Below are 25,133 nucleotides of genomic sequence, written 5' to 3'. Positions count from 1 at the left end.
AGGTGATAGCCTCCAATTGTAGGAAAACAAATTGTTCATTCGTGTAATTTTGGTTCTGTTTTTTGGTTTTCTTTTTTTGGGAAAATCGCATGCCCAATGGATTGGCACCTCATTTGCGGAAACCAATGAAATCTTACAGTTTGAGAAAAATTTTGAGGAAACAAGCCAAGAGAACGAATCCGTTTTCCATTCTTATGGTTTACTCTTTCCGTCGATCCAATATCTTTTCCTCTCTATTTCTGAGTCCAATCCAGAAATACTTTTTTCGCCAAACATTTCCCTTTTAAAATTACGCGGTCCTCCCTCTCAAACTTAATCTTCTCATCTCCACAATTGAGGTTTATTTATGTTTGAAGATAATAAGGTATCGGTTTTGCGATCGATATTGGTTGGTATATCGGCACTTTTGCCACTCATTTTTTTAGTGATCGTCAATGACGACATTATGTCTGTCGATTTCCCGATTTTAGTCGGGCTTTCGATCCAAGCTTATATTGGTTTCGCTTCTTTCATGTTGGTTTTATCTTATGAACCTAAAGAAAAGAATAAAGTAACAATAGGATATGCCATTTTCTGGTTAGCCTTAGGAGTTTGTTATTTAGCTGGGAAATCATTATTACTTCCGATTGCATTAGAAATCACATCCTTCTCAACCATTCTAATTTATTCCGGTACGGATTTTGGTAAAAAACAAATTGAAAGTTTGGGGTCATTATTACTCGCATCAGGAATTTCAGCTTTGTTTTTATCAGCCTGGGTTATGTTACCAAATGGAGATAGTATTGGTACATTGCTTTTGTTATTCGGTCTATTGATAAAGTCTGGATTTTCAGGATTTCATATTTGGTTACCAAAAGTGAATGAAGGTGGGCCTTCTCATGCACTTGGAGCTTTTGCGGGTGTATTGGAAATTTTCCCATTACTTTTGTTTTATCGATATGTACTTCCAAATCAAATGGATCCCCTTGTTTATCAAATTTTATTTCCCTTGGCAGCACTTGGAATATTTTTTGGGGGCATCACAAGTTTTTTTCACAAGAATCCAAAAATATCTTTAGCTTATAGTTCAATTGAATCGTTAAATTTTTTGTGGTTATGTTTAATCATCACAGGGATGTTTCAGTTTTCGGGCGACATTGATTTGATGAATCTAAGTAACTCGTTTAGGATTTTATTTTTTTTAAGTTTATTCCATCATTCGTTTTCCAAAACATTTCAACTTTTCTCAATAGGCATGGTCTCGCGACTTGTTCGATTTGATTTAAGTGATTCGTTAAAAGGGATAGGTCGGTTGTTAGGTATGTCTCCGATATTATTAGGAGCAGGAACTTTTAGTTATGCAGTTTTACCTGGTACATTGGGTTTTGTTTCTGAAGCAACATACTTCTATCTAAATGTAAGAATTTTGGACCTGCCCATTGGTAGATCTGTATTTTTGTTACCTTCAATGATTTTTATATTCTTCGGAATAGCGCTGGGAGGTTTTACTCATTTAAAGTTATACTTTAGTATGTTTTTATCATTACCAAATAAAAAATTGAACGTATTGCCGCTAGATAATGACAAAAAGAAATGGTTAACTCTTTCATTGTTAAGTTTGTCAGTTGTGATTTTTATATTTCCAATAATATTACCTTTTTTTATTCAATTGCCTATGTTGAAACCATTTGCTGATTCCGCTTTGGAGAAATGGTTTATCAATTTATCTTTCGTTTCTTTTCTAAGTATCGCCGTCATAATTCTATTTTTGCTATTTGATAAAGTGAGCGATAAAAAACAAAAAAATCTGAAGAAGAGAAGTTGGGATTGTGGAGGAGGTTATGATGGCCATGAACTATCAATCCCATCTTCGGTATTTTCTGAACCGTTAAAGAATTCGTTAGGTCGTTATTTTATTAACAAAAATGGTGATTCAAAGGTGGATCATTATATCTTATTGTTAGTGACTTCGTTTCTTAATCTAGGAGCACGATTTATTTCTTCAACCAATGAAACAAAGGATGAAGATATAAGCAGATATTTAGCAATTTCATCTATATTTTTAATTTTTATTTTTTCGTTATTAATCCTTGGAGATTTTTGAGGTTAAGAAATGGAACTAATTATTTATACCTTCTATTTAGCTTTGTTATTCATTATCTTACCATTCCTCTTAACAGGAATCATCCGAAAAATAAGGGCCTATGCACAAGGCAGGAAAGGACCAAAGTTGATTCAATTTTATTGGGAAGTATGTAAGGCATTTTTGAAAGCACCTGTTTTGCATCACCAATTTTCTGAAATTTCAAATTTGGCTCCAAGGTTAGCACTTTATTCATCCTTAATGATTTGGACCATTGTACTTTTTGAATGGGCTCCTTTCATTCTAATCCCTTTTTTCTTGGCATTGTATCGTTTTTCCTTTATAGGATTTGCGATGGAAGGAGGTACTTCTTTTGGAGGTATGGCTTCTGGTAGAGAGATTCTTTTGTCAGTAATGGTAGAACCTACTTTTATTCTAATGATACTTGCAGCACAGTCACACATTGAAATATCAGAAACTCCTCAAGGAATACTTATTGGTATTTTGTTTTTGGCATTATCATTTATGACAATATTGGCAGAAGTTGCGAAGCCACCATTTGATGACCCTCGGACTCATCTTGAACTTACAATGGTACACGAAGCCATGATATTAGAAGCATCAGGACGACAATTGGCATTTTTTGAGTTAGCAAGTTCCGTTAAGTTATCTGCATTACTTGTATTTTTAGTGAAACTTGCCTTAGAACATTCTAAAGTGTTTGATTCGATTTTGATGAATGATCTTAGCCGTGAGTTTTTAATTTTACCAATTGTAGTAGTTCTTGCCATTGTGCTTGGTTTTTGGGAAGCAAATAGTGTTAGGCGTAAATGGACATGGATTCCTGAATTTATGGGATTAACATTCATCGCAATTCTAATCTTAGGTTCACTTGTGAAACTTTCTTAGGAAAATAATATGATATATGACTTTGTTTATCTTTTGCTGTTATTGACTGGCATTGTGGTTTTGGTGGAGAACCGGTTGAGTAGAATCATTTTGTTTTTAAGCATACAAGGCTTTTTACTAATTTTTCCTGTTGTCCAGACACATGAAGATGATTGGAAACATGCCATATCTTTAATATCGCTAGTTGTTTTGTTTAAAGCAATTTTGACACCTCTGATCTTACGTTGGACTGCAAATAAATCCAAAATGAATGAAAGTACGACACCAAGGTTTGGTTATTTAGCTACTTTATTATTTATGATTCTTGGGCTTGTGCTCGCTGTAAAAGTTACGGAGGGTGTTACAGCTTTAACAATTCCTGTTCATAAAATAGCCTTAATCTATGTGATTTTATTGGTGTACGTAGGGGTGTTGTGTTTTGTTGTTAGGCGAAATTGGTTAGCATTGATTGCTGGATTTTGCGTATTTGAAAATGGTATATTTGTATTAACTATGGTTTTGGATAAGGGATTACCTTTTGGATTGGAATTTGGATCCTTTTTGGATGCCATATTGGTAATTGTTTCAGGAGGGATTCTGCAATTATCTCCACATATGCATACGAAGGAAAGAAAGGTATGATGAAGGAAATATTTTATTCTACAGGATTGATAACTTTTTTTGTTATTTTTTTTGTTTCTATTTTTGCACCTACAAAAGGTCAGACAAGGATTTTGCTTTGGAGTTTTCTTAAAATATTATTCTTCTCTGTATTGTTTTGCTCCTGGTTTACTGAAAATGTAGTTTTAAAGTGGATTTTAATCGAAGCCTCAACTCTTTTTGGTGCATTGCTAATTTCATCGAGTGGCACAGAAAAATCATTTCATGTCGGTTGGAAATTTTTACTAATTAATTCTTATGCTTTAGGGTTAGCATTCCTTGGCATTGTGATTTTATTGTTTGCTTCCACTCCTTTAAATGATTTGGAATTTTCCTCTTTAAAAAATGGATTACTTGGACAACCGGGCCTTTTGGTTGAGACAGGAATTTTGTTAACGGTTTATGGTTATAGTGGAAAACTTGGACTAGTGCCCAATCATTTTTGGGTAGGCGATACTTATGCTGAAAGTCCAAGCCAAATTTCATCACTAATTGCATCGTTTGTTCCCGTGAGCGTTGTTTTGGCAATTAGACCACTAGTTAGTTTGGAAAAAGAGTTAAACCCTCATTTTATCAATGCTTCAAACGGCCTATTATTCATTGGTGTCTTAACGATTTTGTATTCTACATTAATGCTCGTTTCTCGAGATGATATTCGTAGGATATCTGCTAAAGTAGCTTTGTTCCATACAGGAATGCTGACAGTATTTTTGTGGATTGATGTGAGTGATGATGTCTTTTATTTTCTGCTTACAACAACGATTCTTGTAAAACTTTTAGTATTTTTATCGATGGGAATTTTACGTATGGATGCTGGGAAAAGAAACATATCTCAAATTCTCTTAAATACGAATCTGAGTCATAAGGCATTGTATGTTTATTTATTGGCCCTTTTGGTTTCTTTTGTTTTTCCTTTGTCTCCTGTTTTTGTATTGGATTTAAAAATTGTAGAGATTGGAATTCTAAACAAAAAATTCTATTTGTTTTTGTTTCCAATTTTAGGTTCTATTTTCTTTTTTATTTCTTTAAACAAGGTTTTACCAATGGTAAAACTTCCAAATCGGAATTTTAATTCGAATCTATATCAGATACTCTCGATTCGCTACCTTTTCTTTTGGTTTTCATTATTGTTAACCATCACAGTTGGAACCTACGGTTTGTTTTTTTTAATGGATAAATATTTATGACAAAAGTAACGGGAATCACTAACTTTAGCGGTATGTTTTATCAATTTTTGTTTCAGAATCAATCCATTATTATGGAACAAGAAAATTTGAAAAAAAGTAACATTGATTTTTTATTAGACCAACGTTATCCTCTCTGGTTGGTACGTCATGCACTTGGTCAGGATATGGGACCTGAAGAGTATGCTAATATAAAAGAAGAAGATTACCTATCAGATAATCGTGGAAAAAATTTGTCACTTCACCAAAAAATAGGCGTTGTTCGCGATTTGTTTTACCATGGTTTAACTGTACCATTTGACGATGGTAATTATTCACATGCAGTGGGGCCGATCCATGCTGGAATCATTGAACCTGGGCATTTCCGTTTTGTTGTAGAAGGGGAAACGATCCGTCATTTAACCATTCGTTTAGGATTTCAAAAAAGAAATATTCGAGATATGATTTTAAACCAACCAATGGCACGTGTTTTGCCTTATTCTGAAACAATTTCAGGAGACACAAGCATTGGATATGCTCTCGCATTTTCAAAGTTATATGAGAATGCCTATCAAATAAAATTACCAAAAGAAATAGGTTTATTTCGATCAATCCTTGTAGAGTTGGAACGAATTGCTGTCCATATAGGGGATTTAGGTGGTATTTCAGAAGATATTGGTTATTATCCTTTATATGGTGTTTGTGTAACGGATAGGGGAGCCGCGTTGGGACTCATGGAAACTTGGAATGGCCATAGGTTTGGAAAAGCAGTGATTCGACCAGGAACTATTTTTATCAATCGAAAGATAGATGCAAAACAAGCCAAGCAAGCTTTTTTACAATTAAAGAAAGTATATTATGATCGAATTCGTCCTCAAATACTAAGAGCATTTTCGATTTCGACAATAAAAGAACGAATGCAAGGTTGTGGATTTATTTCAGAAGCAGATGTTGCGACATATGGATTTGTTGGAATGGTTTCGAGAATGGCGGGTGTGGAAGAGGATCTACGGTTAAGTCAATCTGAATACCCAGATTGGAAACCACTGCCTTTAAAAGCAGAACACCACCATTATAATGGTGATGTGTGGGCAAGGATGTACTTACGATTTGCTGAGATCGAACAATCATTACATTGGATTGAATCTACATTATCCAAGATAGATTTGGATCAAATATGGAATGGGAATCCAACTCATTCCCGGGAGACTAATGAGTTACTCAGAAAAAAAATAGAACCAGGTATATATTATGCGACAGTAGAAGCCTGGAGAGGGCCTTTACTTGTGGCTCTTGAATTGGATGAAGAAGGGCTCGTAAAAAATTCATATATAAGGGATCCATCTGTTTTGAATTGGCATGCGTTAGAATTAGCAGTCCGAGGGGAACAAGTTTCTGACTTCCCTTTGAACAACAAATCGTTTAACTTAAGTTATGTTGGTTTTGATTTATGAGAGCTTTATTAGAGATATTGAATTTTTTTAGAAAAAAAAAGGGAATGGATTTTGATTCAGCAGTTTTTGTGCATCCCAACCAACGTGGGATTCCCACTCCTACGAAGGCAATGCTCTCAGGATGTGGGAGTTGTAAGCTTTGTGAAATCGAATGCCCAACGAAAGCGATCGAAAGGAAGGGAGAAGGTGAACTCCTTATTGATTATGGCAAATGCCTACAATGTGGACAGTGTGTAACCATTTGCCCAGACGTTAAATTGGCAAACTCTGGATTTACTTACGTGATCGCTTTACACCGAGAGGAATTTTACACTCACTATAAAAATGGAGTCTTGGAAAAATCTCCCAACCTTCCGCTAACACTTTCGGAAAATCAAAAACGATTTCGAAACCTCACACAGAAACGTGGTTTTTTATATAGAGAAGTGGCTGCTGGTGGGAACAATACCGTTGAGTCGGAACTGAATGCCTCTTTTAATTCCGTATTTGATTCGGAAAGAGAAGGGATTCGCTGTGTTGCCAGTCCCAAACATGCGGATGCCATTGTGTTTTCAGGCCCTGTGAGCCAAAATATGGCAGCTCCGTTAGAAACAGCTTGGGACGTGATGAGTGAACCGAAGGCACTGATCGCCTGTGGAACGGAAGCGGTCAGTGGTGGGCTTTTCCCTAAGGGTAAACTTCCGCAAGATCCTGACCTTTACATTTCAGGAGATCCCCCTAGGCCAGACGTCATTCTACAGGGATTTCGGTTGTTACTTGGAAGATTTTCTTTCCAATTCCAAGAGGCGCTTCACAAATTTTTAGAGAGTGAAAAATAAGGCGCGTGGATTTAGAAAAAGAAGAAATCGTTCGTGTCATAGTCTTAGAACCTCAGAAGAAATCGTATGATACGATTTCCGAATTACTCAAGGAATGGTTTGGGGATTATATTGACCTGACTTGGCGTTCTATTTTTGAAAATGGAGCCGATGAAATTCGGAAAGTCCAATATGATTTACTCATCACAGAAATCCAATTTCCTGAATTAGAAATTGCTCCGGAAGGAGTTTTGGAACAAATCATGGATTTAGCAGGGCCCTCTGAACTACCAGTGGTCGTCTTTACAAAGGCAGAAGGAAAACAACTTCCCATACACGCCTTCCAATTAGGTATAAATGAATACTTCAGCAAACGTCGGTTAAAGAAGAACGTTCTAGAACATCGATTCCGAAATCTATTTAGAGAAATTTATCGTAAGAAAGTAGTCTCCATTCAAATGGACGATAGCCTAAAACGTTTTCAAGATTTGTACGGAATGAACCAATCTGAAATACAAGATCTGAATACGATGGTGAAAAAATTTAAAAAAGAATTAGAGAAGGAATACGAAGAAAAATTAAATTTAGAAAACGAAAAGAAAAAAATGCAAAACGTATTTGGGATGTATGTCGATCCCATTATTGTTGAAAGTTTGATGAACAACTCATTATCTTTGGATCAGAAAGGGAAAGAACAAGAAGTTTCAGTACTGTTTTCAGATATCAGAGGTTATACGACATTATCTGAAAAAATGAAGCCAGAACAGGTGATTTCGTTTTTAAATGAATACTTTACTGCAATGACAGAAGTTATATTAGGATATGGTGGTATGATTGATAAATACATTGGTGATTCCATCATGTGTTTGTTTGGTGCTCCAGTTTTCCAACAAGATCATAGACAAAATGCATTAGACTGTGCAGTTGAAATGATACAAGTATTTGAGTTATGGCAACCAAAGTGGGACCAAATTTACGGATTCACTCCACAAATCGGAATTGGTGTTGCCTCAGGAAAAGCAATTGTTGGTAACGTTGGTTCGTTTCAAAAATTGTCTTATACTGCAGTTGGCGATACGGTGAACATGGCAAGTCGCCTCGAATCGATGGCAAAACCAATGCATGTATATGTTTCTGAAGGTTTATACAACCATTTGCCCGAAGAGTATGCAAAGAAATATCGATACGAAGAATTAGAACCTGTTAAAATCAAAGGTAAAGAAGGTTTACATCGTATCCTGAGTGTGAAACCTATCTAACGTTAAAGTGTGCTACAAAACTGATACAATTCATTTGTTTTCAGTTTTTCATCTTTTGCTGTTAGGTATTCTTTTGTTTCCTCGAAGGCAAATCCGAGCGAAGATTTATACTCTTCAAATTTTTCAAGGGAATTCGGTTCTTGTTTTCCATGCCCAGTGAGTTTTGCAATCGCCCCCGCAAAACCTATGATTTGACCAAGGGAACTTTGTTCCGCTACAGGTTTGGATAAATCTTCAATCGTCGCAATGATGATCGCAGGCATTTTCCAAAGTTTCGCTGCCGCACTTCCCATTTCATATGAATCAACACCAAAGGCTTGTTTTTCTAATGAAACCAGGTTTGTATCGGAAGTTTGGAATTCAGTGAGCACTTCCACATATTTTTTACGATCGATTGTATTTAATACAATTCTACCTAAGTCTTGCATGAGACCACATGTGATTGCAAGTTCGGCTTCTTTTTTGAATTTCTTTTCTTCGCAAAGGATCTGCGCAAAAATCCCTTTAGCAACAGAATGGTCCCAAACTTCGTCGCGGAATTTTTTGTAATTCCCTTGGCTGAAAAGGGAATCTGTCATCGACATAGCGACCATACTTCTCACAGTTTTAAAACCCAAACGAGTGATCACTTGTTTCATGTTGGCAACAGGATTTCCACGGGAGAAAAAAGGAGAGTTTGCTAATTTTAAAAGTCTCGCAACTAAGACTTGGTCGGATTGGACTTTTTTTTCTAGTTCACCGAAGGAGAGTTCATTGTCATCATCTAGTGAAAGTACGGATAATAAGACTGGCGGAACAATCGTCAGATCTTTGATTTGGGTTAAGTATTCTTCCAGTGTTGCCATATGTTTTAAAACCTAAGGACAGATTCTAAAACTATCTGGCGAGGGAAACTAAAATCTAGCGTTTATTTTGAGACAATCCTTGCGAATTCGATCCCTTTGAAATAATGTTGTAAAATTTCTTTGTGATTAAATTGGTTTTTAGCCATCGCAAAACTTCCCCATTGAGACATACCAACCCCATGACCTGAACCAAGTCCTTTCACATAGAATTCGCCTGAGTCTTCTTTTCGGATGCCAAACCGTGTTGATTTTAATTTTGTTGCACCAATCTTTTTACGAAATTCTGTTGCTTTGATTTTTTTTGATCCTGAGGTTCCAATGATTTCTAATTCATTGACTCGGGATGTAGGAAAACGATTCGCTACGATGATGTCCTGCACTTCACCGATTCCCAAATCACTTAATCTTTGGTTTACATAATCGGTTTTCCATTTTTCTTCCCAGGAATATTGGTCTCCGTCTTTATCATACTCAGATGCAACAGGTTTTAAGTATTCCACTGGATTCCCCCATACATTGGCAGGATCCTCTGTGTATCCACCTGCATTGGAATGGAAAAAACTTTGAATGGGTTGTCCTTTATGAATGAGAATCAATCCTTCTGTTTCAAACACTGCTTCCGTTGTATTTTTATGTTCTTTGTTTTTACCTTTGTAAACTTGTGTGTTTGTTGATGTATCTACATCAAACTCTTGTTTTTTGCGATTTAACATTTCTTTTACAACATACGTTCTCGCACATACAGCTTGTGCTTTTAAAGCTTCTTTCGGCCATGAGGCACTGACTTCAGAAGGAACAACTGAAAGTAGGTATAATTCGATTGGAACCAAATTGATGATATAAACTTTGCCATCGATTGGTTTGAGAAGGACCGTCCCTCGGTAGCTGGTACCTTTATACTCGATCCATTCCGAGTTACTTTGAATGGAGATAGGTGCTTTTATCGCAGTTGGGTTTAATGATAAAAAATCATAAGCTCTTTTGATCGTTAGGTCGTTTGCATCTTTGACAACAAGTTCACCTGAGGTTTTGAAAATTTCTTCATCACTCGCATAACCAAGTAATACGCGAACAGGCCTTTCTTTAAAATTGGTATCCTCCGGAATCCAATTGGTCACCATCACACTCGCACAACCAATTTGCCAAAAAATGGCCAGATAGAAAAATAGAATTGATGTCCGTTTTTTCATAGTTCCCTCCTTTTGAATTTCGGCCGATTGGCAAAAACGGTGAAGGGAATTATGATCCTTTTCGTCGAAAGTGGAGCACGGTTTCCGTATGAGGGGTGTGAGGGTATGGATCGATGATGATTCCTCCAACACATTCATATGCCCCAATGAAAAGGCGGACATCTTCTATTTGGGAATAAGGGTTACATGAGACATAGAAAACATCTCGTGGGCCTTTTTCTCGGATCCAATGGTTCACCAATTTCCCTGCGCCAGCCCGAGGCGGATCAAGGATGAGTGTGGCATTTTCTTTAGAATGTAAATTTTCAGTGGATAAAAATAAATTCGATACTTGAAAGGAGTGCGTTTTCGATGGGTGTGTCTCGGCAAATAAAGTAGAAGCGATCGCAATAGAAGACTCTGTTAATTCATATCCATCTACATGTTGGAAGTATTCGCCGTATAACAAAGAGAAAAATCCATTCCCACAGAATAAATCCATCAGCACTTCTCTTTCTTCCGGAAGTCTTTCTTGGATAAAATGCAGGATGGGTAAAAATCCATTGGGGTTTGGTTGGAAAAAAGAATCAAAGGGAACTTCAAAACTTTGTCCTAAAACTTTTTCAGTGAATGTAAGTTTTCCTCGTAAGAGTTCAGGGCGACCCACGGCAGAAACTTCTGATTTTGGTCGGTTGTAACAAAAAATAATGGAACCTTGGTGGAGATCTGCCAAACATACCTTTCGGAATTCATCCAGTAAGGGGTGGCTTTCAAAACCTTCCGTGAACGTAAAAACCAACATTCCGTCTTCCGTGTTTTGAGCCTTTCGGATCGTCAGGTACTTGAGTCCACCTTGTTCCGATTTTCGGTCCCAAATCACATTAGGCATTCCCTCAAGTACAGACCGTACGCGTTTCAATGCAAGATTTGCCCATTCCGATTGGATGGAACAAGTTTGGATGGGCACAACCTTTCGGAAATTCCCTCTTTGCCTTTGCCCGATGACCGGACCTTCTGTGCCTGGGAAAACGGAAAAATCCATCCGAGAGCGATAGGCGTAGATTTGGGATTCGAGGACTGGTTTTATCGTTATTCCTAAATCCCTCTGGAAGGATGTGATGATGGGATCAAATTTTAAATTGATTTGGGACGGATAGGGGATGTGTTGACCAGTGCAACCGCCACATTCACCAAAAACTTGGCATTGGACTAAATCCCAAGAGTGGTTTCGGATGATTTCGTGGATTTTTAATGACCTCTGCCTCGGTCTTCGTTTTACATACTCGACGACTAATTCGTCTCCAGGGTGGACATAAAAAATATCCACCTTTTTTCCGTTAGGTGCAGTTACGATTCCTGAAAAATCAGGATTCAGTCCTTCGACTTTCACTTTGTCCAATGTTTTCTTCTTGCCAGTTCCACTACTTTTGAATAGGATTTCTGACATGGTTTTTTCGAAAAGATTCTTTTCACTCAGTGTAATTTCTTGCCTTTCCTTCTTCTCCCTAAATTCCCTTTCAGCACAGGTACTTTTGACCAATCAAATTTTGGATTTGAGGTCGGAATCCTCTTTTGGAAAAGACATTCACAAATGGAGTTTTAAACCAGGTGACTCTCCAAGAATCACTGAAACGGCAGAAGATGATGTGTTTTTGGATGAAGACTCTGGTGAAATCAAAGCACATATTTTTTCTTATGCACAACCAACGTTGGAAGAATCAGTAAGAACAGGATGGATTTCCGGATTCCAAATCCAAACGGGTTGGGATAAAGTCACCGATGGAGACGGAGAGTTGTATTACCCTGATTTTTCAAAGTATATGGAGAAATACAAAGGGTATGGATGGTACCGAACAGAAATCATTGTAACAAAAGAAGACATTCAAAATAAATTTAAATCTAAAAATTTAACCGTTCGCTTGGGCCAAATAAGCCAAGCTGATGCGGTTTATTGGAATGGTAAATTCATAGGCGGAACTGGTTTACACTTAGATACTGACACCGATGTTCAGTTAGACGACAAATCTTTATATAGTGATAAAATACGTTTTTATAGAATCCCATACCACCTACTGAAAGTTGACGAACCTAATGTGCTCGCAGTTCGAGTGTATGCAAAATATCCTTTGAGTCCGGGACTATCTCACGATAAATTTTATGTTTCATCGAATAAATATTCAGAAAGAGCTGAGTATTGGAATGACTTTAAGAAAATTTTTGTAATCGTATTAACCCTTTTACTCGGAAGTTTTTATCTCTATTGGCAATTTTTGTTTCGAAATGAAGAGCATGCGACCATCTATTTTGCATTAGGTTCTATTTTTATGGCTTTGAATACTTTGTTTCAGAGTCAAATCATCTATTCAATTCTTAATGATGGTTTTTTGATTAAAAAAATCGAATACGTAACTTGGATTGCCCTCGTTCACTTTTTGTTTAATTTCATTGTAAGATTTGCTCATGTGCGAAACGGTTGGATCAAACTCACCAACCGATACATTGATGCCGCAGGATTGGTGTCTGCTCTCATTGTAATCTTTGCTCCAAATTTATTCTTTTTATCGAAGTTTTTCTTTTATTGGAGTTTTGTCACAATTTTATTAGGTGCTTCCCTCTTTTACATCATATTCTTAGGTCGCAAGGTTCCATCTATGGGCACTGTGTCATTTGGATTTTTTGCCTTCATTATGTTAATGTTAAATGATGTGTTTGTAGAGATGCAATGGGAATGGTATCCAAGCCATACGTTTGTAAAGGATTATGCGTTTGCAGCCTTTACAGTTTCTGTGGCCTTATCAATTGTTAAAAATATGATTGATTCTCGTTTACTGGTTGAAAAACAAAAAGAAGAGAAGGATCGATTGTCTCGTTATTTTTCACCTGCGGTGATGGAAACAATTGTTACCGATAAAATTAAGTTAGGTGGGGAAGAAAAAGATATAGCAACTTTATTCTCAGATATCGTTGGGTTTACAACTTTTGCTGAAAAAAATCCTCCTGGTGTTGTTTTGGATCACTTAAATACAATATTTGAATCACTCTCGGATTTGATTTTTCATTATTCTGCCACCTTGGATAAGTTTATCGGAGATGCCATTATGGCATTTTGGGGAGCTCCCAAACAAACGGAATTGGATGCATACCATGCAATTGCTTGTGCCGTTGATATGCAGAAACGGATGGTGGAAATCAATCAGGAACTCGGACTCGAGCCAGGTACTTTTCGTTTGCGGATTGGAGTCAATTACGGTGAAGCCATCGTTGGAAACATTGGGTCTGTCAAACGTATGGATTATACAGTGATTGGGGATGCTGTGAATACTGCGGCGAGGCTTGAAAGCCATGGTATCCCCGGTAAGGTGGCTGTATCCGAAGCTGCATTTCTCGCAGCAGGTGGTGAAACATACATTGAATATGAAGATACCAAAGAATTAACTTTAAAAGGGAAATCAGAACCGGTCAAAGTGTACTTTGTCACCAAAGTACACCCACGGACTTAAGTTTCTTTTTTATAAGATAACCACTTTTTCCTTTCTTCAGTGTTTAGTTTTTCGATCGCATAACGTAACATAGTGCGGGGCATTTTTGTTACGTTGTGTTCCAAAAATTGGATCAAAACTTTTTTGTCTCGGTTCCCAATTTCTCGGAGCATCCAACCAGTGGCTTTATGGATCAAATCATGGGGATGACTTAAAAAATTTTCGCATAGGTAAATGGTTTCTGCATACTGGCCTTTTCGAATCCAATCAAATGAACTTAGAATGGCGATTCGATTTTCCCAAAGATTTTTTGAGTCTTTTAGATTGAGTAATTTTGTTTTATCCTTTAGGAAATAATAATCTCCTAAAATTTTATCCGCACTGGCATCCGCCAAATCCCAGTTATTGATATATTTTGTGTTTTTGAAGTAAAAGGAAACAATCTTTCCTTTTTCTATTTCTGATATCCCTTTGTTTTTGTATTGAAAAACCAATATGAAAAGGCATGTAAGCCTAACTTCATGGATAGGTGATTTGATAAGGACTTCAAGATCATCTAAAGAAAGTTTGTTTGCGTAAAGTTTTGCGATTTTTCGTTGGTTCGGGACTGTGATTCCTAAAAACTTATCTCCTTCTCCGTATTCACCTGGACCTGTTTTGAAAAATCGAGGGAAAAAGGCCGCTTTTTTTGGATTTTTAACTTTTTCTAATTCCTTTAAAAACGTTTGTTTCCAATCACTCATATGCCAAAACTCACTGTTAAATTGGCTTCGGTCATATGCTCGGCCACCGTTTCACATTCTTCCATGCTACCTTGGAAACAAATTGCTTTTCCATTGGCGTGGGCTTCCATCGCAATTTTTTTTGCTTCTCGTTTCGTTTTGAAACACAATTTCATAAGGCAATCCTCTACATAAGAAAACTCATGAATGGAATCATTGAAGAGAATGACAAAATAAGAATAAATTGAATCTACTTTTAATTTTGTATCTTCTTCATATAGAGGTTTTGTTTTGTAGGTCATGGGAAGAGAGAGTTGGATTTTCCACTCAGTTCACCAATATACTCCAAATACGAATTCATTTTAAACTTCTTTTTTGTAGAGTCGGACGACATAAAACGTACGTTCCCAAATACATTTCGTTCGGGAAACCATGGCCTATCAAATAATCCAAAACACCATAAAATTCCTGTATAGGAATTGGGATTTCTGCCATCATAGGCATATTTATTATTGAGATGTTCTAATATCAAAAATGCTTCTTCATAAGACTTAGTCCATTCGATGACCTTTTTGCCCCATAACATCCGCATATAATTATGCATTTTTCCTGTTTTCACAAGTTCAATTTGAGCAGAATTCCAAAGTTCATCATGTGTTTTTGCCGATTCAAATTGTTCAAGTGTGTAGGTAAACTCTCTATGATCTTTTTGGTGTTTTTTGAAATTTTCTTTTACCCAATTTGGAAGATCATTTAAGTCAATTTTTTGAGGTTTGTCTTTCCAAAAAAACAAATAACCAATATCTCTCCATGTGATGAGTTCATCTAAAAAATGATTTGCTGCATGAGAGGGAGAATAAAAATTTTCGCGATCGCCTGGCTTTTGGTGGCTCATCCTTTCAGGGTTCCATTTTCCTTTCGAAGCATGTTGTAGGACTGCATAAACAATTTCTTCAAGACCAATCCAACCAAAATGTAGGTAAGGTGATAAACCACTGGTTGCGGTCAACTCAGGTCGATTTGGTTCTGATCGTTTTGTCGCGTATAGGTCTAATTTTTGTTTGATAAAATCATTTAACAAACGTAATGCTTCCTTCCGGCCACCCTTTACTCCTTTAACAGGAGGAACATCATTTTGGAATGGGATCGTTTCTAGTAGATCAAATGCATTTTTAGGAAGGCCTATTCGTTCTGGGATTTTTCTTTTCCCTTTTAATTCGAGTAGGTCCTCTTTTTTCCAAATCATCGTATTGGGTTTTGGAAAATTTTTGTGTAACTCTTTATGGATCCATAAACGAAGGATTCTTGCCGCACTTGCAGGTTTTTCAAACCCCGAAAAGGGCAGTAAGGAATTTCCATCGATGGAAAGGAGTTGGCATTGGATTTTGCCAGCTAGTTTTTTTGTTTGTTCTGGGATGATAAAACAAGGAAAGTCATCTGTTACGACTGCGGCTGCTCCTTCACAAATTTCCTTTAAAAGTCCTTTTGCCGGATTTTTTGGTGTTTCTAAGTAAGGCCAATATTGGATCCCAAGTTCGTCTGCCCTTGTTTGGTTCTCTACCATCCCTTCCAATATGAATTGGTGCAAACGTATGGAATTCCAAGGGTAATCCATCCGTAGTCCTTCGTATACAATGAGTTCTTTTTTTAGTTCCTTTGCAAGTTTCACCGCGTGGAGAAAGGCATGGTTTGCATCGAAACGCCGGTAGGCTTGCATCCAATACAGGACATAGGTTTTGTCTAATTGAACTTGCTTATCATTACAAATACGAATTCGGGAAGGTGACACGACTATTAGAGGGGAGATCCAAACCCTTTCTTCGATTTTTTCAAAAGGGAAACGAGAAAAGCGATGTGCTTATAGTGTACGCTTTTTGTTCCAATTTCTATCAATATGACTAAAGGTATGCTTTTAGGTCGGATCGGTAACCGAAAATGATTTCGGGTATGTAAGGCAATTTGGGGGGTTTTTAGGCAGAGGGAGATTTTTTTTAGCCAAAATCATTCGAATTTTTTGCGTAGGTACCAATCTTGCATCCTTATTCAGCAAATAACATGGAAAGGATACATGGCAATATGAAAAACTATTTCAAATCAATCGCCTTCCTTCTCCTGGTTGTTCCGATGTTCCTTTTTGCAGAAGAAGCTGCAACCGTCGCGAACCCAGCAGAAGAAACAGCAAAAGCAATCCAAACTCTAACAGTTGGACTTGACACTTTATGGGTGTTAGTTGCAGGTATGTTGGTATTTTTTATGAATGCTGGTTTTGCACTTGTAGAATCGGGTTTTGCTCAATCAAAAAATACTGTAAACATCTTGGCAAAAAACTTTATCGTTTTTGCTGCTGCTACATTTTCCTACTGGGCAATCGGTTGGGGATTAATGTTTGGTGATGGAACTCCATTTTACGCACAAAATGGTATCTTCTTTTTGACAGGTTTAGATAATTCACCTGCACTTGGAGATGATTATAAGGGAGTTTATTCTTCCATGAATTGGACAGGTGTTCCACTCCTTGCAAAATTTTTCTTCCAATTGGTGTTTGCGGCAACGGCTGCGACAATCGTATCGGGAGCTGTAGCAGAAAGGATTAAATTCCATTCCTTTTTGATTTTCTCATTCATTTTAGTTGCTGTCATGTATCCTTTCACTGGTCACTGGGTATGGGGTGGTGGATGGTTAGCAGAGCTTGGTTTCCATGACTTTGCTGGATCAACCGTAGTACACTCAGTAGGTGGTTGGGCCGCTCTTGCTGGTGCTATTGTTCTAGGTGCAAGAAAAGGAAAATTTTTACCAGACGGTCGTATCAAACCAATCCTCGGTCACAACATGACTTCGGCAGCTCTTGGTACTCTGATCCTCTGGCTCGGTTGGTTTGGATTTAACCCTGGTTCTACTATGGGTGTGGGCGATGGTATTACAATGGCTCACGTGATTGTAACGACAAACATCTCTGCTGCATTAGGTGCACTTGCGTCCACTGTGACTGCTTGGATCATCTTAAAAAAACCAGATCTTGGTATGATTCTTAACGGAACTCTTGCTGGCCTTGTTGGTATTACCGCACCTTGTGCAATTGTTAGCCCAACATCAGCTGCCATCATTGGTGCCGTTTCAGGGGTTCTTGTCGTATTGTCCGTTTTATTCTTTGATAAAATGAAAATTGATGATCCAGTTGGTGCAACATCAGTCCACTTAGTTTGTGGTATCTGGGGAACACTTGCGGTTGCGATTTTTGGATACGAAGGTTCACCAGCAGGGGTAGACGTTCCATCCTTTTTAACACAACTTTATGGAATTTTAGCAATCGGTGGATTCACTTTTGTTGTCTCTCTTGCACTTTGGTTTGTATTGAAACTAGCTGGTGGTATCCGAGTGAGTGAAGAAGAAGAACTTAGTGGATTGGATCTTGGGGAACATGGAGCAGAAGCTTACCCTGATTTCAATATCCGAGTTCGCGGTTAAGGTAATAGGAGTTAAACATTATGAAAATGATCATTGCAATCATCCAACCACATAAGTTGGAAGAAGTAAAAGCGGAACTTACCAAAAACGAAATTTATCGTTTAACAGTGTCTGATGTTCAAGGTTACGGACAACAAAAAGGAAAAACTGAAGTTTTCCGTGGCCATGAATACACAGTTAACTTACTTAGAAAAGTGAGACTCGAAATTGCGGTAAATGATGAATTCGTGAAACCAACTGTAGATGCTATTTTGAAAGCAGCGAAAAGTGGTGACGGAAAAATTGGGGATGGTAAAATCTTTATCACTCCATTGGAAGAAGTGATTCGCATTAGAACTGGCGAAAAAGGCAAAAGCGCCATTTAACATTCCTTACATAGAGGAAAAATCGGAAAACGTACGGGTGAAACATCACTCGTACGTTTTTTATTTAATGAAAACTTCTAAAGTATTTTCTGAATCCTTTTGGTATGTTTCAAAATCGGTTTTAAAGATTATTAGACCAGCTTTTCGATAAGGGTTTATCATACGTTTCGTAGGAATTTCTGTGCCATTCCATAAGATGGATTCGACAAGACCTTGGTTTGTAAGGACGCGGTATACAATCTTAGTTTTAATACCAAAGATTTGAGTCCTAATGATTAGACCATCAAAGGATTTTGGCAAAATTGGATCTAAGATCAATTTTGATTGATGCACTTGAATGCCTAGCAGGAGTTCAAAAAACAATTTCAAAAATATCCCAGGGCCACTGGAATACACCCTCCATCCACCTTCAAGTGCCACTTCCCCTTTTTTGATCCTTTCATAGTATGTATCAGCATCGTAACGATTTAAGAAAAAAGCATCGGAACTTGAAAAATAACAATTGGATTGTCTTGTATTGGCAGTTGGGATTCGTTTTGTAATTCCAATTGGATTGGTTCGATTGAGTTCAGTAAAAAATTCATCCGATTTTCCCATATGTGCCAAGGCTTCACAATAACGCAGATGCGCATGGGTATACATTAACCCAATCTCTCTGCCAAAAAAACTAGCCGTTTCGGCACGTCTGAAAAACCTTTCGTCCCCATGTAGGTATGATACCGGTTTGTCGAATAAACGAACTCCGTCTGGACCTGTTAAATGTTCCTTGATTAGAGTTAAGTGTTCGTTTGCTTCTTTAAGTTCAAAGGTATTGGATAAAATTCCATAAATCATGGGAAGGACACTGTAATGGATCTTCGTGGTATCATCCAGTGGGTGTAAAAAGTAAGTTTTTTCTGAGGAATCACTCAATTTCACGAGACCAGAGGCAACTCCGTTTGGCATACAAATGGAATGGATTTCGGTTTTTAATTTTTTTGCCTGTTCATTGTAATGTTTGTTAAGTGAAAGTTCACCTAACGATTCATAGAACCAACCTAATTTTGAAAAGAGGGTGTATTGTAATTCTGCGGTCCATACACTCACTGCTTTTTTTCTGAATTCTTCTTCTTTGGGTTGCATGGAGTCGTTCCAATCACCGTTTCCATACATGGGTAAATTTGTATTGGGGATGAACCGTTTTTGGATTTCTCGAAGACTCGTCTCAAACAATTCACGAATGGTTTTCTTTTGTTTGGAAACAAAAGTTGTAATGGTCTCCTCTAAAATTGCAAAATTTTCTGTTCGCTCCAAATAGGTCAAAAGAGAAAGCAGTGGCCAATAGAGGATGTCGCCGTGTGAATCATTTGCCCGAATCCCTTTATCCCTTTCGTATATCATAAACCATTGTGGCCAGTCTCCATCTTCATTTTGTTCGCTAAAGACATGTAACAATAGTTCTCTGATAGCTTGGAAATTTCCTTGGGACAAAAGGAATTCGAATGCACCTTGGCAAACATCCCTTGTCCCCCATCCACCACCAGAAAATTGTTCCAAACCTCTTGGATTCAAATAATGGATTTCCGCATTTTGTTTGTACCAGGGAAGGATTGTCACCATTTCTAAAAAAGATGGGTCTTTCAAATCCAATGCGGAAGAAAGAAGGTTAGGACATTTCACATTTTCATCGTTTGGTGGGGTTATTGTTTTGGATGGAGTGGTTTCTAAATCACCTTTGATGGAGAATGAAAGTCTGGAATGGACTTGGGTTTGCATGGTAAGGTAAGAATGGGAAAGTGAACTTCCATCCGCAAAGAATACCCTGTCGTCTGAGATCTTAACCGTCTCTAATTGATCACAGAAAATCTGAAATCCTTTGCCTGCGAGTCTTCTAGAGAGTGGGCTCTTTGGGTTGGGAGTGATTTGGACTTTGTTTTGGAATGTCTGGATGTTTGGCGGAATGTGAATGTCTCCATTGTCACCATCTAAGCCAATCGAAAAACTGATGAGTATCTCTAGCGGATTGGTTTCAGTGCTAATGAATGTTAGTTGGATTGAGTCATCATCGTTTGCAGTGATGGAAACTTTTAGTTCCGTGTTTTCCTTCCAATACACCCATTCTAAAAATTTTGGTTGGAATTGCATATAGGATGGTGTTTCGAGTAAATACCAAGTATCCTTCTCTTTACAAAATACCCTAAGGCCTTTACTTTTTTGTTTTCCTAAAAGATTTTGATTCCTTGTCAGGAATAAATTTAAACTTGTATGGCCTTGTGTGAGTTGAGAAAGGAAGATTCCTGAAAAATATGAAGTGAAGGTTAGGGAGGATTCCGATGGAATTGGTTCCTTTCCTGTGCGACTGACTTGGCCTTGTGGCCTTAGGCAAAGTTTTTCTTTCCGAGACAAGCTAACATACGTTTCTTTTTCCGTAAAAAATGACAAAAGATTTCCGTTTTCGTCTCGTTCGACTGCACGCCAATCGTCTGGAAATTTCTTTTGTAATTGGGTTTCAGCCAATGCATCTCCACTTCGAATCTTTGGGTTTTGAAAGATTGATTTGTTTTTTATCTTCCTTTCAAGTGCAGTCAAATCTTCATTTGGAAACCCATTCCAGTCAGTGGGAAGTAGCCCACTGTTCTCCGCAAAGGAAGTGATCGACTTTAGGTCAGGGAAAAAAACGACAACAATTTCAAATTGGTAACCTTGTGATTGAGGGACCACAATGGTTTCTGATCCCAAGGCAATGACGGAATGTTCTCCTTGGCGACGGCGATTGGGAAGAGAGGTGAGTTTTCCATCTCTATATATGTCTAGGCCATCAGTGGCATAATGGACCATCTTTTGATTTGCAAAATGGAGACAAGATGGATGCATTCCAAATACAGATTCGTTTTGCCTTGAGAGGATTTGGACGCCAAATGATGGAACTTCAAAAATTTGGTGGTGGATGTACTGTGAGACAAAGGCTTCATTCAACCGTGCTGCCTGGTAATCGCATAGTCCCATGTCAGACACATAAACCAAATCACAACGAATTGGGACCTCTCCTTCGTTTATCACATTCACCCTGTATTTCCAACTGTTTTCTGTGGTATGGAGTTGGATCGAACACTCGATTCTGATCGAATGGTAAACATGTGTGATGAGTAATAAACTTTCTGAAGTTTGGACCGTTGTTTGGTCCATCACTGAAAATAGCGGGATGGAGTGGCAAATTTCGTTCGATTCTACGTTTAAATAAAGATTGGATACACTTGGTTCTAAACCATTCCCTACATAAAGGTTAACAAATGTATGGTTATGAAAAATGGAATGCAGGGAGAGATTCGGATGGTATTTGAATACAAGCCCTGATTCATTTTGTAACTGGTACATCTCGCTCCTTTCGGAAAGGATTCAGTGTTGTTACGGTCCATTTTCCTAGATGATCCAAATTCAAATGGTAATCATATTCCAACGCTGTTTCTTCTCCCTTTGCCAATACAATGGTTGTGATTCCTAAATTATAAAATTTTTTGAGGAATTTGGATATTTCAAATTTACCTACACTTGAAGTAGGTCTATCGATCACCAGGAATTTTGGTTTTGCATATTGGATACGAATTGTAGAAATTTTGAATTTTTCAGCTAATGAAAGTTCGTCGTCCCATTCTTTTAGGGCAGAAAGGCCACCAAGTCGTCTCACGAGTGTATCCAATCCATGATTTTTTAATTCATTCATCACTTTAGAATCGGAAACTGAATTTCCTAGGAATGCGGGAACGATGACATTTCGTAATCTACCAGGTGGCAAATAAGGTTGTTCTGGCAAAAAATAGATTTGGTCTCGGTTGGGTTTGTATATTTTTCCTTCTTCCTGGTTTGCGATCCCAGCAAGGGCACGAAAAAAACTAAGTTTGGAAGATTCATCGGTGGCTGTGACAAGCCATCTTTCTTTTGTGTGGATTGTTACGTTTAAATCTTCGATGATAAATTTTGACTTATCGTTTGCATAGATACAAAAGTTTTCAAATCTGATTTCGTTTGAGGCATAATTTGATTTTGATTTTTCTTTCATTTTCTGTTCAGAGAAAACCATTGCAGTATCTAAGGTTTGTAGTCGTTTGACAACTGCGGTAAAAGAAGAAATGGACTGAAACTGTGTGACAATAAGAGAAAAGGCATTTAAAAGTGTTGTAAAGGCAAGTCCTGCTTGGGTGATCACTCCAAATTCAATTTCACCTTTCATATAACTTGGTACGATGATGACCATTGGAATGATTTGAATGAAATAATTGTAACTATTCGTAAAAAGACTTAACCTAAGATTTACGGAGATTAGTTTTTTGAAATTTGTGACTAGTTTTTTTAGTTTCGACTTTAACCTAACGGACATTCGCAGTTCTCGATGTGTTAAAGCAATCGATTCTGCATGTTGTTTGATATGCAGTAAATCAGACCGGTAGTTGGCTTCGAGGTCCAATTGGTTGTAGTTGATTTGGATCAGTTCCTTGCCTAAATAAACTGTCGCCAAGGTTCCCAAACTTGCATAGAGGATGGCAACCAAAAATAATAGTGGATTGATTGTCCATAAAACCCCTGCAAAGGAGATGGCTGAGAACAGACCTCCAAGAAACAAAAGGATAAAGGACAATGTAGTTGTCGTAAATGCTTTCACATCATCTGTGATTCGTTGGTCTGGATTTTCAATACCCTTTTGGTTTAGAATTGTATGGTATGTTTTTTCACTTAGATATGATTCTGTGAGCCGCCAGGTCAATTGTTCTCGCCATAAAATTCCTAATCTTTCTTCGATAAAACGATAGATGGATCCAATTCCCGCCGAGATGAGAAATACCAAACCATAAAGGATTGCATTTTGGTAAAATGCAGTTTCATTTTTTTGTTCGATAGAAGAGATAAAATCCCTTCCCACAAAACTATTAAATACATTGAAACCGTTAAAACCAATGACAAGTAGGATTAAAAAGATCCCATAACGAATCGCAGATGGACCTTGTTTGGATTGGATCAATTGGCGGATGATTTTGAATAAATGATTCCCTGTGGATTGGTTTGAAACTTTTTTCGCCATGAAAATTGATATCCCATAGTAGAAAGGATGATTTTAGAAAGGCAAGGCTTATTTTAAGGTTTCTTTATTGTGGATGGATTCCCTTTCTCTACATGTTTCGTAGCAGAAATTCTGTTTTTGGTCGAACGTTTCCCTTCCAGTAGATACGATTTTTAAGAGTACTGGGGGAAATTTGTTTCTTCCTTTCAAAAAGAGGCTAAAATTTTTCCATTTTTTTGTTTTTGGTTAAAAAAACTAATTGCATTAGTTAAAAAAACTAACTATATTAGTTTTATGAAATTTTTAATCCGTTTTTTCCCAATCCTTTTTCTGATAGGTATGCCAATGATTCTTTTTGCAGAAACAAATGAGTTTGATGAGAAACTTGTGACTTCTTTTTTCCAAACAAAAGAAGGGAGGATTGCTTACACGAAGTTGGGATCTGGCAAAAAACAATTCATTTTACTCCCAGGCATCGGAGACAGAAAGGAAAGTTACCTTCCTTTGGCAAACTTACTTGCGAAAGAAGGAACCGTATATTCTTTTGATTTGCGGGGACTTGGGCAATCAGATGTAAGTTTTTCCTCTTATGGACCAAAAGAAACCGCCTTGGACGTCATACATTTCATCCAAAAAAACAATTTAGAGAATATCTATATCATTGCCAACTCTATGACAGCGGCATCAGCTGTTTACATCCAGGCCAATGAAAAGAAACGTGTGTTAGGTTTGGTTTTATCTGGTCCCTTTGTCAGAGTCAAAGAGCCTATGTCCTTTGGTTTCAAATCGATGTTACAAATTATGTTTCGTGGACCTTGGGGGCCTAGTGTTTGGGCCAAATTTTATGAATCTCTTTTTCCGAACCAACCACCTAGTGATTTGGAAGAACGAAAAGAGAAACTCAAAGAAAATTTAAAAGAAGAGGGAAGGATGTTTGCCCTTCGTTCCATGTTATTTGCATCTAAAAAAGAATGTGAGGATGAGTTGCCAAACGTAAAGGGGAATCATATCATCATCATGGGACTAAAAGATCCTGATTTTCCTTCACCGGAAGAGGAAGCCTATTGGATTCGCGATACAATCGGTGGGAAAGTTTATCTCTATGAAAACGGGGGGCATTATCCTTTTCTGGAAGAACCAAATCGTTTTTACCGAGACATCCAAATTTTATGGCAAAAAAAATAAAAAATAAAATTGGAAGGCCGAAAAAAGGGCAAATCCAAATCAATCGAACTTTGGTTTTGGACGTTGCTTGGGATACCATCCAAAAAGTTGGGTTTTCCGAATTTAGATTGTCGGCCCTTGCGGAAACGTTAGGAATTCGAACTCCTTCCCTATACAATCACATTACAGATACAGAAGATATCTTTCGTGAGATAAAAATGAGATCGCTAAAGTTGTTAGGTGATACTTTAGAGGAAGTATTAATCCAAAACCAAGTTAGGTCCAAACGAATTTCTTTATTTTTACAAACCTATCGTAGGTTTGCAAAAGAATACCCGCATTTGTATCCGCTTGTCATAACCTCTACTGAATTTGATCCCGAACTCAAAAGTTTGGGAGATCGAATTTTACAACTTTGTTTGGATGCATTTCATTTAGTCAATTTGGACAAAGAATCCGTGCACAAAATTCGAATCATCCGTTCTTTCGTTCATGGCTTCATCGACCTAGAACGGGAAGGTGGGTTTGGGCGAAAGGAGTCTGTAGAGGAAAGTTTTCAGAAATTAACAGAATCTCTCGAAACAGGAAAACTCTGGTAAAACTTTACTT

Annotated in this window: 21 protein-coding genes; 13 read left to right on the top strand and 8 right to left on the bottom strand. The window is 37.5% G+C overall.

The genetic code is table 11. The features are described 5' to 3' along the window. Window positions 1–31 precede the first annotated feature (31 nt). Genes EHQ62_RS01890 through EHQ62_RS01855 form a run of 8 tightly spaced genes read left to right on the top strand, consistent with a single transcriptional unit; the run spans window position 32 to window position 8,283 of the window. Window positions 32–316 carry a hypothetical protein gene (locus EHQ62_RS01890; RefSeq protein ID WP_135640551.1) on the top strand — a complete coding sequence of 95 codons (285 nt, stop codon included), beginning with the start codon at window positions 32–34 and terminating at the stop codon, window positions 314–316. 30 nt (window positions 317–346) lie between these two features. Then, window positions 347–2,083 carry a proton-conducting transporter transmembrane domain-containing protein gene (locus EHQ62_RS01885; RefSeq protein WP_135640550.1) on the top strand — a complete coding sequence of 579 codons (1,737 nt, stop codon included), beginning with the start codon at window positions 347–349 and terminating at the stop codon, window positions 2,081–2,083. A gap of 9 nt (window positions 2,084–2,092) precedes the next feature. Next, on the top strand, window positions 2,093–2,971 hold the full coding sequence (locus EHQ62_RS01880; RefSeq protein ID WP_135640549.1) for an NADH-quinone oxidoreductase subunit H: 879 nt from the start codon (window positions 2,093–2,095) through the stop codon (window positions 2,969–2,971). Between the two features lie 9 nt (window positions 2,972–2,980). Next, window positions 2,981–3,592, top strand: coding sequence for a formate hydrogenase (locus EHQ62_RS01875; RefSeq protein WP_135640548.1), 612 nt, complete (start codon window positions 2,981–2,983; stop codon window positions 3,590–3,592). After that, window positions 3,589–4,797, top strand: coding sequence for a proton-conducting transporter transmembrane domain-containing protein (locus EHQ62_RS01870; protein ID WP_135640547.1), 1,209 nt, complete (start codon window positions 3,589–3,591; stop codon window positions 4,795–4,797). The genes EHQ62_RS01875 and EHQ62_RS01870 overlap by 4 nt, the downstream gene beginning before the upstream one ends. Next, window positions 4,794–6,227, top strand: coding sequence for a hydrogenase large subunit (locus EHQ62_RS01865; protein ID WP_135640546.1), 1,434 nt, complete (start codon window positions 4,794–4,796; stop codon window positions 6,225–6,227). The genes EHQ62_RS01870 and EHQ62_RS01865 overlap by 4 nt, the downstream gene beginning before the upstream one ends. Continuing rightward, the gene (locus EHQ62_RS01860) at window positions 6,224–7,045 is read left to right on the top strand and encodes an NADH-quinone oxidoreductase subunit B family protein (protein ID WP_135640545.1); all 822 of its coding nucleotides are present in this window, start codon (window positions 6,224–6,226) and stop codon (window positions 7,043–7,045) included. Before EHQ62_RS01865 ends, EHQ62_RS01860 begins: the two co-directional genes overlap by 4 nt. A 5-nt stretch (window positions 7,046–7,050) precedes the next feature. Next, window positions 7,051–8,283: an adenylate/guanylate cyclase domain-containing protein gene (locus EHQ62_RS01855; protein WP_135640544.1), complete on the top strand. Its 1,233-nt coding sequence runs from the start codon at window positions 7,051–7,053 to the stop codon at window positions 8,281–8,283. A 2-nt stretch (window positions 8,284–8,285) separates the two neighbouring features. Here the strand turns inward: EHQ62_RS01855 and EHQ62_RS01850 are convergent, their stop codons facing one another. The 3 genes from EHQ62_RS01850 to EHQ62_RS01840 all read right to left on the bottom strand — a co-directional run bounded on the left by EHQ62_RS01850 (window position 8,286) and on the right by EHQ62_RS01840 (window position 11,744). Continuing rightward, window positions 8,286–9,128, bottom strand: a complete 843-nt coding sequence (locus EHQ62_RS01850) for an HDOD domain-containing protein (protein ID WP_135640543.1) — start codon at window positions 9,126–9,128, stop codon at window positions 8,286–8,288. Window positions 9,129–9,190: 62 nt separating this feature from the next. Next, window positions 9,191–10,318, bottom strand: coding sequence for a SpoIID/LytB domain-containing protein (locus EHQ62_RS01845; RefSeq protein WP_135640542.1), 1,128 nt, complete (start codon window positions 10,316–10,318; stop codon window positions 9,191–9,193). A gap of 49 nt (window positions 10,319–10,367) precedes the next feature. Continuing rightward, window positions 10,368–11,744: a class I SAM-dependent RNA methyltransferase gene (locus EHQ62_RS01840; protein WP_244241588.1), complete on the bottom strand. Its 1,377-nt coding sequence runs from the start codon at window positions 11,742–11,744 to the stop codon at window positions 10,368–10,370. On the opposite strand from EHQ62_RS01840, the gene EHQ62_RS01835 reads away from it, so the two are divergent. After that, window positions 11,743–13,797: an adenylate/guanylate cyclase domain-containing protein gene (locus EHQ62_RS01835; protein WP_135640541.1), complete on the top strand. Its 2,055-nt coding sequence runs from the start codon at window positions 11,743–11,745 to the stop codon at window positions 13,795–13,797. The two genes, EHQ62_RS01840 and EHQ62_RS01835, sit on opposite strands and share 2 nt — an antisense overlap. Here the strand turns inward: EHQ62_RS01835 and EHQ62_RS01830 are convergent. The 3 genes from EHQ62_RS01830 to EHQ62_RS01820 are packed head-to-tail and all read right to left on the bottom strand — an operon-like array spanning window position 13,794 to window position 16,215. Next, a complete protein-coding gene (locus EHQ62_RS01830; protein WP_135640540.1) occupies window positions 13,794–14,519 on the bottom strand; it encodes a DNA alkylation repair protein in 726 nt (241 codons plus the stop codon). The genes EHQ62_RS01835 and EHQ62_RS01830 overlap by 4 nt on opposite strands. Beyond that, entirely contained in the window at window positions 14,516–14,800 is a 285-nt protein-coding gene (locus EHQ62_RS01825) for an ATP-dependent Clp protease adaptor ClpS (protein ID WP_135640539.1), read from the bottom strand. Before EHQ62_RS01825 ends, EHQ62_RS01830 begins: the two co-directional genes overlap by 4 nt. Further along, a complete protein-coding gene (locus EHQ62_RS01820; RefSeq protein WP_167482821.1) occupies window positions 14,797–16,215 on the bottom strand; it encodes a deoxyribodipyrimidine photolyase in 1,419 nt (472 codons plus the stop codon). The genes EHQ62_RS01825 and EHQ62_RS01820 overlap by 4 nt, the downstream gene beginning before the upstream one ends. Window positions 16,216–16,574: 359 nt before the next feature. Here EHQ62_RS01820 and EHQ62_RS01815 point away from each other — a divergent pair, with 359 nt between their 5' ends. Beyond that, a complete protein-coding gene (locus EHQ62_RS01815) occupies window positions 16,575–17,963 on the top strand; it encodes an ammonium transporter (RefSeq protein WP_135640537.1) in 1,389 nt (462 codons plus the stop codon). A 20-nt stretch (window positions 17,964–17,983) separates the two neighbouring features. Beyond that, complete coding sequence (locus EHQ62_RS01810; RefSeq protein WP_015678663.1) at window positions 17,984–18,328, top strand: P-II family nitrogen regulator; 345 nt, start codon at window positions 17,984–17,986, stop codon at window positions 18,326–18,328. Window positions 18,329–18,388: 60 nt separating this feature from the next. Here the strand turns inward: EHQ62_RS01810 and EHQ62_RS01805 are convergent, their stop codons facing one another. Both EHQ62_RS01805 and EHQ62_RS01800 read right to left on the bottom strand, forming a co-directional pair. Then, complete coding sequence (locus tag EHQ62_RS01805; protein ID WP_135640536.1) at window positions 18,389–21,682, bottom strand: GH36-type glycosyl hydrolase domain-containing protein; 3,294 nt, start codon at window positions 21,680–21,682, stop codon at window positions 18,389–18,391. After that, complete coding sequence (locus tag EHQ62_RS01800) at window positions 21,663–23,381, bottom strand: ABC transporter ATP-binding protein/permease (protein ID WP_135640535.1); 1,719 nt, start codon at window positions 23,379–23,381, stop codon at window positions 21,663–21,665. The genes EHQ62_RS01805 and EHQ62_RS01800 overlap by 20 nt, the downstream gene beginning before the upstream one ends. Window positions 23,382–23,705: 324 nt before the next feature. Here EHQ62_RS01800 and EHQ62_RS01795 point away from each other — a divergent pair, with 324 nt between their 5' ends. Next, window positions 23,706–24,545, top strand: a complete 840-nt coding sequence (locus tag EHQ62_RS01795; protein ID WP_244241587.1) for an alpha/beta fold hydrolase — start codon at window positions 23,706–23,708, stop codon at window positions 24,543–24,545. Further along, entirely contained in the window at window positions 24,530–25,123 is a 594-nt protein-coding gene (locus EHQ62_RS01790) for a TetR/AcrR family transcriptional regulator (RefSeq protein WP_135640533.1), read from the top strand. Before EHQ62_RS01795 ends, EHQ62_RS01790 begins: the two co-directional genes overlap by 16 nt. The last annotated feature ends 10 nt before the right edge of the window (window positions 25,124–25,133 follow it).

The sequence above is a fragment of the Leptospira jelokensis genome (assembly GCF_004769635.1).
Lineage (GTDB): Bacteria > Spirochaetota > Leptospiria > Leptospirales > Leptospiraceae > Leptospira_A > Leptospira_A jelokensis.
Note: the sequence above shows the minus strand (reverse complement) of the source record. Positions and strands in the feature narration are given on the sequence as shown.